Raw genomic sequence first — 9489 nt, 5'->3', positions numbered from 1 at the left:
GCCAAGCACGCCGCTTTAGCAGCTGCCTAAATTTAAAAAACGGAAAAAATGATCCGAAAAATCGTCTGCACTTTTTAAAAGGGCGATTTATGAAATTGATTCACTCAATTACCAAATACTAAAATCCTTAAATGCTAGTAATGATTTAAAACGTTCTTGCTTCAGAACCTCATGTCTAAATAAGATATTGCATCATTTCCATACAATATGAGGAGATCAAAAAAGAGAATTATTTAAAATTGTTATATTGGATTGTTACAACTTTAAATCAACCGAGACACCGATACGAGGCCAAACAGATTGCTCCAACATTTTCACCACATCTTGTCCACCAGACTGTGCCTAGTCCATTGATTTCTTCATAATAAAGACAGATGCTTCTTGTCTTACGTTCATTTGGCTAATTGCCTTTGACAATGCTGCAATGTCCGCTGAACTTTCCAGCTTGATAAATTGAATCGTCTTGAAGCTCAGATCCGGTTTCAAATTCGGCACCACTGGGTGAACAGCAGTCCCAGCAGCAGTAGGTTAGTTTGCTGCAGACCACGAAACAGACACCGGCTTATACGCATTATTCTAATAAGACACTACCTGGCAATTGTCTGATGTTCCTGCATCGCTGCAAATGACGTGACACTGCACTTTTATGCTAGGAGAGAGTAGAAGAGCTATTTCTACAACTGAACGTATAATTAAATAGAGGATCTTTGAAGAAAGGAGCGGTTATTTTGCATGATTTAATTTGCGGAAAGTTATTAGGGGATGGCTGTCTGACAAAAGAGCAGAACCGGAAACCGAGATTTCAATTTACTCATTGTGCAAAAGACAAGGGCTGGAGCTTATATTGCTATGAACAGCTATGTGGATTCCTGCCACTAGCCGCACCTAAATACAGAAAGTTGTTTGATCCACGAATGACCCTGGGTTATACCGAAAGCTATGTAGTTCAATCGCGAACTTCCGATGAAATCTCTCATCTATATGAGACTTGGTATCCCGTAGGAAAGAAAGAACTGCCTTTCTTATATAGAAGAAAATTTCACAGAGCGGAGTTTGGCCTGGTGGTATCAGGATGATGGGCATTTAAAATTAGATGGAGATATTCCGAGAAAAATCATTCTATCTACTGACAGTTTCAGTCAAGGCGAAAATCTTTTTCTCCAGCATTTTCTTCTGGACAAATACGGATTTCATTTCTCTTTGGATGGCCAGAACAGGCTATTATTATACGATCAGTTCCAAATATACTATTTCCTCCAAATTGTAGATCCTTATCTCCACGAATCAATGAGCAGAAAAAAGCGTCCTGCTTATCGAGTAAAACCGATTGCAGACCGAACTACTATTTACCTGCCGGATCATCTTGTCCTAACTAAACCTACCGAAGAAATAAATAGGCAGTACATCAAGTTAGCTCGAATCATCGAAGCTGCTAAAAATCGGGAAGGATTTTTTAGGCACAACATAGTTTTATAGCAAATTACTGGCACCAGGCCCTATCAAATAAAAATCCTTCCAACCTACAGAGAATCTTTGCAAGAATTAAAACAACAAACCGGTTTGACCGTCAGCCAGCTAACGACCTATTGCTTTCAACTATAGGCAAGATCAATGCACTACCATTTGATAGGATTCTATTAGTTTTTCGTATTCTTGATTCAACGCATTTATCTCAGCCGATGAATTAACTATTTCCGATTGTGAAAGCTCATTGTGAGCCACATGCTCCGCAATCCCTTTCATCTCCTGCAACTTCATATCCATTTGATCTAAGATATCAATTTGCCCTTTAGTCCATTGGAGCTGCTGTTGGAGAAATTCTTTTCGTTCATTTTGATTTTGATCCACTCGATCACCTCATTATCCATTCATATAAATAATAGCCATGGAATTTTCCATGGCTATTATTCGTGAAAATCTCATCCTTTTAAATCAACCGATCCACCAAGATGCGGTCGAACAGATTGCTCCAACATCTTAACAGTATTATCGCCATTTGACTCTGCCTGGTCCATCGATTTTTTCATAACCGAGACAGATGCTTCCTGTCTTACATTCACCTGACTCAATACCGTTGATAGCGCTCCGATATCCATTTTATCTCCTCCTCGTTCTTATAGAAAAAGGAGCCTAAAATTAGGCTCCCATTTTTAAGATTAACGTAGTAATTGAAGAACAGCTTGTGGCTGCTGATTTGCTTGAGCCAACATTGCTTGTGATGCTTGTGCAAGAATTGAGTTTCTTGTTTGGTTCATCATCTCTTTCGCCATCGTGCGAACATTTACTTTCATAAATGACTAGACTATATCTTCACCCTCTAGTATTAGTAGGGGTCGGGCACTTCGGATCAAGCAGTGCTGATGGACACTGTGTCACCTACGGATTTCATCGCCATAGCTCTCGCCTTAGACGGTCTATCCTAGTCGTTGAACCTTCTCCACTCTTTCGAGACAGGAGCTTGGCTGCTGATTGCCCAATCTTTTATTTTTTCGAACCGTCACGTTTGCCGTTTCCAGCTGCGTTGTGGCAATAAAAGCTATAAGGGGTTTCCAGCAATTCACCCGATCGTAATCTCTGGCTGTTACCGGCCAGGACGACTGTACCTCGGCTCGCTTACGCGGCTTCGGCATAATCAACGTCGCGGATACGTGATTCCGCTGCTGTTAGGTTTTCAGAAGAAGTGTTTAAGTTATTAATTGTATGTTCCATTCGATTTTGCCATGCACCCATTTTTGAACGTTCACTTGAAACTTGTTTCATTGCTTCGTCAATAGCATTTAATCTATCATCAAAAGTTTGTGCAGCATTTGTTACATCTACAGCGCTTATTTTAGTACTCGCTGTACCAAGTGCAGTTGCCTGCATATCGTTAAATTGAAGAGTAAGTGTTTGATTTGTGTTAGCACCAATCTGAAGTGTTGCTGAGTTACCCTCAGTAGTTATATCTAAAGTATCCACAAGTACATCAGTAAAGTCCATATCTTTACCAGTGAATTTCACGCCTAAGGCATCAAAATCAAGAGTTCCATCTACATCTGACTCATCAGTTACAGCAATAGTTTGTACATTTCCTAATTCATCAGTTAATGTAACTGCGCCTGCAGCTTGTGAAATAGTAAATTCAGCACCACTTCTTGCTCCAGAAACATCTAAATCAATTTCCTGGGCTATTAAACCTAACTCAGCCCCAGTTCCATCACCTTTAACACCCAGGTTTCCAGTAAGAAGAGATTTTGTATTAAATTCTGTTCTCGATGCTAATTCTGTGATTTCTGTTGATAATTCACTAATTTCTTTTTGAATACCTTTTAAATCATCGTCATTATTTGTTCCATTGTTCGCTTGTACAGTAAGTTCACGCATACGTTGTAACATGTCATGAGTTTCGTTCAAAGCACCTTCAGCTGTTTGAATCATTGAAATACCATCTTGTGCATTACGTGAAGCTTGCTCCAACCCGCGAATCTGTCCGCGCATTTTCTCAGAGATCGAAAGACCTGCTGCATCATCTTTCGCGCTGTTGATGCGAAGACCCGAAGAAAGTTTTTCCATGCTGCTTGCTTGAGCATTGTTTGCTGCACCCATTTGGCGATGCGTGTTTAAAGCTGTGATGTTGTGATTGATAATCATTGTGTATTACCTCCGTGTAATGTATTTTTTGTTTTTGTAAGGGTTCAAATCCGTTTGAACTTCCTTACACTATCTTTATCGGAGAGGGTTTTAAAATGTTTAGCGTTTTTTAAAATTAATTTCAGAAAACTTTTCGTTTCTTCTGGAAATGTAAAAAAAAAGCCCGCATCTCTGCAGGCCCCCATCACTTCTTCATCTTCAAAAAATCGCTGATATCAATCACATTCGACATCGCTTTCTTATTCTCTTCCTGAATCTCGAGGTACACTTCTTTCCGGTGAATCGTTATATGCCGCGGGGCTTCGATGCCGAGCTTGACGGTTTCGCCTTCCACGGAGTTGATGGTAATTTCGATTTGGTCGTCGATGATGATCGATTCGCCTTTTTTTCGTCCGAGTACGAGCATCGCCTACACCTTCCTTGCTTCAGCCTGGAATAGCGGCTGTTTGATTTCGTAGGTTTTATTGTCCAGCACGGTTTGCATGCCGAGCTGCTTGCGGTTATTGATGACGAGCGGCGCTTTCAGGTTGGTGGTGGCGTGCTGCATGTCTCCAGGCACCGTCACGGTCGTCAGCACCAGTGCGTCGGCCGGTTCTTCGAGTTGGAGGCGCTCCACTGTCTGGTCGGCAATTTTGACATCGTAATCCTTGTAGAATGAAAACGGATCGACGAGGAAAAAGCTGATGTCTTCCGCTTCCAGCGATTGCAGGAAGAAAAACGGCGTCTCCTCTGTGGTGTCGGCCGGGATCAGGACGTATTTCTGGTATTCATCAAAACCGGGAATCCCTCTAGTAAATGTAATGACGCTTGCGTCTGCTACTTCTATTTCACCGAAACGGGTCGTTTGGATTTTCATAATGTGCTCCTTTCAACTCTTTTGATTCTTTTGCTAGTTCCTATTTTCACACAGCTTGGATCTTTTAAACAGCCATCTTTCAAATTCCACCATCACCCCCCACTCCACCAAAAGATTTTCTTCAGTTAATGGAAAGGATCTTTTGTCTGCGCTATCTGTTGAAAAAATTAAAACCTTCTATAAATATCACATACCCCGCTCCTCATTTCTTATAGCTGAAGAAAACCATTCCCCCCTCTAATATACCTTCAACCCGAATTCACAGAAACTTTGTTTTATTTGCAACAGTTAATCAAGTTAATTTACTGAAAATATCAATTTTTTAATGACATGAAATTACTCTTTTTATCGCTTTTAAAGCATAAAAATACCTGTTTTAAGAAAATGGAGATATCTATTTATTAGAAATACGCAAAAATAGCTCTAAATACCTGTTATGTTATGCCGAAAATAGATATATGATACCGTAGTGAGAAAAGCAGGTAGAACATTTGTATGAAGTTAAATTTGTAAAGGAGAAATTTGATGTTTATTTTCAGAAGACAACCTTCTTTGCCCGCAATCGAATTAGAAATGTTGAAGAAGTTTGTGGGAAAAACAATTGAAGTCACGCTCTCAACCAGGGAAGAAACGATTCATGTGATGGAAAAAGATGATTTGGTGCTGCTGTTTTCCTGGGGAAGCGAGTATATTGAAGGTTCCATCTATCAATTGTCGAGCTTTCAATTGTCGAAAACCGGTTTAAGCAGTGTGATCAACATCCCTTTGTATTCCGAAATGCATTACTTCAATAAAAAAATGGATTCGATTGAGTACATAGATGACAATAAAATCAAAATCATGTCGCGTTCCCGGCTCCTCGTATTCTATAGTATGTGTGAATTGATAAGGTCATTCGAAATAGAAGCCAATTCCTCTGATGAATACATTTGCAAATGGGGGTAAAGCTTTACCCACGTCTTAAATATCACTGCATCATAGAGAAAACCCCCAAAAAATTTTACCTTCAAGTTATTTCAGAATAATTAATTTCCGTCTAATAATACAGTTTGTATTAAGGCACATCCTATAAAAAATGTTTCAGGATCTGCAAGCTTAAATTTGTGCTCTATCAGAAAAGGACGTGAATGAATTGGAACAAGATCACGGTCAAATTCAGGAATGGATCAATACAATAGATGAATACCTGATTGCCATTGATGAAAATGGCACAATAATTAAAGTGAATCAAGCATGGGTGGATTTCTGCAAAGAGCATGATGTAAGAGAAGCCCTATGGGAACCGGGATCAGATTATTTCGGGCAATTGGAAACCCGCGGCAAAGTGAGTGAACTGCATTCCATAAAGCAAGTGCTGGCAGGCGACAAAAGCGAGCACAAACAGGTTTATCCGTTTCTTCTGGGAGACGGCGAAACACAATGGCTGCAAGTGAACGTCCGCCGTGTGAATTCCCCTTCCGGCCGGGCAACCGGAGCGATCGTTTACCATAAGCCAATTTCTCTCGATTCACTTCACCCCATATCTGCCGAAATTGTTTTAGAAAGCATGACAGAAGGCTTCTTCTTATTGGACGATGACCTGCAAGTAATCTATATAAATGAGATCGGTGAAGTCCTGCTGGAATGCAGGCGCGGAAATGCGGCTGGAAGAGAATTGTTTACACTCTTCCCGGAGGCTCTGGATACAAATTTCCACCATCATTACAGACGCGCCTTGACAGAACAGACCATAGTAGAGTTTGTCGATTACTATCAACCGCTGGATAAATGGTTCCAAGTAAAAGCTTGCCCATTGGCAAAAGGCGGCTTATCCGTCTATTTCCAGGACGTAAGTGAACGGAAAAAAACAGAGGTCCAATTGACGGAATTTGCTTATTATGATTACTTGACCAGATTGCCGAACCGTCAGCTAATCATCCAAATCATTCACTCCCTCTTGGAACAAAGAAAAAAGTTTTCCGTTTTCCACCTTACCATCGATAACCTGAATTTCATCAACTCTATGTACACCCACAATGCGGGTGACATCATCATGAAAAAAGTGGCAGATGAATTAACGGAATTCGCCAGTGACACCTGTCACATTGCCCGTTCGGATGGGAGTGAGTTTCTGATTGTACGAGAATACAGTTGCGATGAAAGATTGGCCGCAGCCGTTGAGCAGATTGAAGAGATTTTTTGCAAACCAATATCCATGGAAAACGGGCAGAAGGTCAATATCAGTGCCAGTGTCGGTATCGCCTGCTATCCTTTCGATGCCCCGACAATAAACGAACTTCTTTCTTATGCTGAAATCGCGATGTGTGAAGCTAAACTTGTCAGCGGCATCTCACATGCATTTTTCCGTCCCAAAATGATAACACAGCGCAATCGCCGGGCACTCATCGAAGAAGGGCTTGCCGGCGATTTAAAATCAAAAGGTTTTTACTATACCCTGCAACCCCAAATTGACGGCAATTCCGGCAAGATTGTGGGTGTCGAAGTGTTGTCACGATGGGCACACCCGGAGCTCGGCCAACTCCCACCGCCTGAATTCATCCAGGTGGCGGAGGAAACTGGGCACATTGTATCGTTGACTTCCCACCTGCTTGAAGAAGTGTTTGGCCAAATGAAAGAATGGGAGAGAACCTTCGGATGGAATTTGCGGACAGCGATCAATATGACGGCTTCACTTCTCAGCAATACAGGTTTCTTTAATGACTTTATTGAGTTGATGGATCGCTATAAGATTAATCCCCGGTTTATTGAAATTGAGATTACGGAGCAGGCGGAATTGACCTATTCGCCCAAAACATTGGAAAATCTGCTGCTGTGCAGATCCAAAGGAATGTCAATTGCCATCGATGATTTCGGAACCGGTTTTTCAATGATCTCGTATTTGACGCATTTTCCGATCACCAAAATCAAAATCGACCGGTTTTTTGTACAAAAAATTGGGCAGAACCCGAAATCGGAAGCTGTGCTGAAATCCCTGATCCATCTGGCAAAAAGCATTGAATGTGAATTGGTGGCTGAAGGCGTCGAACGTGTTGAAGAAGCGGATTTCCTGTTAAAAAATGACTGCAGCATTTTTCAGGGTTATTTGTACGACAAGCCCATGAAAACCGTCGATTTCGAAGCGAAATACTTGCAGGCCCAGTATAATTTCACACCAAACACACAGGCCGTTAAACAGGAATCGCTACCTTAAGTTGTTCACACTGAGGAGTTGAAAAAATAAGACAGAAATTTATTTGAGAAAGGAAATTAACTGATGAGTAAAACAAGGGTGCTTCCCTTTAACATTGCCTTAATGGAAGCGATAAAAGATATGGTATTCATGGTAAACGTTACAGACCGGTCAGCGCTCAAATACGAATTTTTCAACCGGGCAGTTTTCGAAAGAACTCATTTGGCACAACAAGATATCGGCAAGACCTTTCAGGAAACACATGCTCCGGCCGCAGCTGGCATATTAAATGGGCACTATGAGAAAGTGTTGGAAACCGAAGGAGAAATCATCTTTGAAGACACGTATGTTTCCCCTGCGGGCGAACATTATTATTCAGAAACCACATTAACTCCGCTGTTTGATGAAACAGGCATGTGTTCCCACGTTATCGGCGTCGTCAAAGATACTACTGGTGAACGGCTGGCTAAAATGGCAAGCGAAGAAGCATGGGAAAGATTAAAAGAAAGCCGGTCCCGCTATCGTTCCTTATATGAGAACAATGCAGACGCCATCTTTTCCCTGGATTTGAAGGGTCGGATTCTGGCAGGCAATTCCACTGTTGAACAGCTGACAAGCTATCCAATGAATGACTTAATTGGCACGGACTTTAGCAAGTATATTCCCCAGAAAGATTGCGAATTACTAAGTATGTATATCCAATTGGCTTTATCCGGAACTTCAAATGATTTCAGAACAATATTTATAGGAAATTCAAGACAATCGATTGGTATTCTCGTCCATTTCGCTCCGATTGAAGTGAAAAATGAAATCGTGGGTGTCTATGCCACGCTAAAGGATATGAGGGAGCTGGACAAAGTTTCCAGCCAGTATTTGGAAAGTGAAAATCGTTTCCGGATTATCGCTGAAAACGCCCATGACGTCATTGTCCTGATGGATCATGAAGGAGAAACCATCTATGTCTCACCTTCCAGCAAACGGGTATACGGGTTGGAGCCGGAAGAATACCTGGAAAGGCCACCGTTCTACAATGTTTACCCTGAAGATATCCCACAAGTGAGAAAAGCTTTTTCACTGGCAATTCAGGAGGCACAGACGTATATACTGGAGGCAAGGCTTCAGCACAAAACCCGAGGCTGGATCTGGACAGAGGTCCAGGGTATTCCGATTTTCGATGAACAACATCAATTTGTCCACATGCTGACGATTACCCAGGACATCACGCTGCACAAGGAACGGGAAACACAATTGCAGTATGATGCTTACCACGATTCTTTAACCGGTCTCCCGAATCGCCGGTTTTTGAAGGAATCCATCTTGGAAAAAATAAATCATTCTTCCAATAAAGAAGATATTTTAACCGTATTCCTTCTTGATATTGATCATTTCAAAGCCATTAACGATCAATTAGGCCATGATGTCGGCGACGCTGTCATTGAAGAGTTCGGCAAACGTTTACTCCAAAGCACAGGTGACGGAGATGTCGCCGCACGGCTCGGCGGCGACGAATTCATCCTTCTTCTCCCCGGCATAAAAACTGCTGATCAAGCAGAAAAGATGGCGCAAAAGATTCAAGTAACGATGGCGCAATCGTGGGAAAACCAGGATGTTTCCCTGAAAGTCAGTGCCAGTATGGGCATCGCTTTAACGCCATTGGCCGGAGCTGATGTATCAACCATATTAAAAAATGCCGATATAGCTATGTATGAGTCCAAAGAAGCCGGGCGCGGCACTTATCGTATCCGCATGCTGTAAGTTGCAACGGCATGCCAGATGGCTTGAAATCCTCTGCAAATAAAAATATAACTTAAAATCAATAGGCAGAACAATTAAC

At 41.7% G+C, this 9489-nt stretch carries 10 protein-coding genes and 1 pseudogene; 5 read left to right on the top strand and 6 right to left on the bottom strand.

The genetic code is table 11. The features are described from left to right. Positions 1-728: 728 nt before the first annotated feature. Together ACFQ1X_RS08485 and ACFQ1X_RS08480 are read left to right on the top strand one after the other, a co-directional pair. Complete coding sequence (locus tag ACFQ1X_RS08485; RefSeq protein WP_379082135.1) at positions 729-1076, top strand: hypothetical protein; 348 nt, start codon at positions 729-731, stop codon at positions 1074-1076. Then, on the top strand, positions 1054-1476 hold the full coding sequence (locus ACFQ1X_RS08480; RefSeq protein WP_379082131.1) for a hypothetical protein: 423 nt from the start codon (positions 1054-1056) through the stop codon (positions 1474-1476). The genes ACFQ1X_RS08485 and ACFQ1X_RS08480 overlap by 23 nt, the downstream gene beginning before the upstream one ends. Positions 1477-1608: 132 nt before the next feature. On the opposite strand, the gene ACFQ1X_RS08475 is transcribed toward ACFQ1X_RS08480, so the two are convergent. The 6 genes and pseudogenes from ACFQ1X_RS08475 to fliW form a co-directional block, all read right to left on the bottom strand. Next, complete coding sequence (locus tag ACFQ1X_RS08475) at positions 1609-1848, bottom strand: hypothetical protein (RefSeq protein ID WP_144841430.1); 240 nt, start codon at positions 1846-1848, stop codon at positions 1609-1611. 71 nt (positions 1849-1919) lie between these two features. Beyond that, positions 1920-2096: a YjfB family protein gene (locus ACFQ1X_RS08470; protein ID WP_144841432.1), complete on the bottom strand. Its 177-nt coding sequence runs from the start codon at positions 2094-2096 to the stop codon at positions 1920-1922. A gap of 60 nt (positions 2097-2156) precedes the next feature. Continuing rightward, positions 2157-2270 (bottom strand): annotated as a pseudogene (locus ACFQ1X_RS08465) (flagellin); the annotation flags it as partial. A gap of 343 nt (positions 2271-2613) precedes the next feature. Next, on the bottom strand, positions 2614-3630 hold the full coding sequence (locus ACFQ1X_RS08460; protein WP_144841434.1) for a flagellin N-terminal helical domain-containing protein: 1017 nt from the start codon (positions 3628-3630) through the stop codon (positions 2614-2616). Positions 3631-3814: 184 nt separating this feature from the next. After that, entirely contained in the window at positions 3815-4036 is a 222-nt protein-coding gene (csrA, locus tag ACFQ1X_RS08455; protein WP_033541795.1) for a carbon storage regulator CsrA, read from the bottom strand. A 3-nt stretch (positions 4037-4039) separates the two neighbouring features. Beyond that, positions 4040-4486: a flagellar assembly protein FliW gene (fliW, locus tag ACFQ1X_RS08450; RefSeq protein ID WP_144841436.1), complete on the bottom strand. Its 447-nt coding sequence runs from the start codon at positions 4484-4486 to the stop codon at positions 4040-4042. 525 nt (positions 4487-5011) lie between these two features. Here fliW and ACFQ1X_RS08445 point away from each other — a divergent pair. The 3 genes from ACFQ1X_RS08445 to ACFQ1X_RS08435 all read left to right on the top strand — a co-directional run bounded on the left by ACFQ1X_RS08445 (position 5012) and on the right by ACFQ1X_RS08435 (position 9410). Continuing rightward, positions 5012-5431 (top strand): hypothetical protein, encoded by a 420-nt coding sequence (locus tag ACFQ1X_RS08445; RefSeq protein ID WP_144841438.1) that lies wholly within the window; start codon positions 5012-5014, stop codon positions 5429-5431. Positions 5432-5618: 187 nt separating this feature from the next. After that, the gene (locus tag ACFQ1X_RS08440) at positions 5619-7676 is read left to right on the top strand and encodes an EAL domain-containing protein (protein WP_144841440.1); all 2058 of its coding nucleotides are present in this window, start codon (positions 5619-5621) and stop codon (positions 7674-7676) included. Positions 7677-7739: 63 nt separating this feature from the next. Continuing rightward, positions 7740-9410, top strand: coding sequence for a sensor domain-containing protein (locus ACFQ1X_RS08435; protein ID WP_144841441.1), 1671 nt, complete (start codon positions 7740-7742; stop codon positions 9408-9410). The last annotated feature ends 79 nt before the right edge of the window (positions 9411-9489 follow it).

The organism is Metaplanococcus flavidus, assembly GCF_042675885.1.
Lineage (GTDB): Bacteria > Bacillota > Bacilli > Bacillales_A > Planococcaceae > Planococcus > Planococcus flavidus.
The sequence above is the reverse complement of the archived record's forward strand: the minus strand, read 5'-3'. Positions and strand labels throughout refer to the sequence as shown.

Excerpts from the sequence above, each read along its gene's own strand:
- ACFQ1X_RS08470 (WP_144841432.1), bottom strand. The coding sequence starts at position 2,096 with ATGGATATCGGAGCGCTATCAACGGTATTGAGTCAGGTGAATGTAAGA.
- ACFQ1X_RS08460 (WP_144841434.1), bottom strand. The coding sequence starts at position 3,630 with ATGATTATCAATCACAACATCACAGCTTTAAACACGCATCGCCAAATG.
- csrA (WP_033541795.1), bottom strand. The coding sequence starts at position 4,036 with ATGCTCGTACTCGGACGAAAAAAAGGCGAATCGATCATCATCGACGAC.
- fliW (WP_144841436.1), bottom strand. The coding sequence starts at position 4,486 with ATGAAAATCCAAACGACCCGTTTCGGTGAAATAGAAGTAGCAGACGCA.
- ACFQ1X_RS08445 (WP_144841438.1), top strand. The coding sequence starts at position 5,012 with ATGTTTATTTTCAGAAGACAACCTTCTTTGCCCGCAATCGAATTAGAA.
- ACFQ1X_RS08435 (WP_144841441.1), top strand. The coding sequence starts at position 7,740 with ATGAGTAAAACAAGGGTGCTTCCCTTTAACATTGCCTTAATGGAAGCG.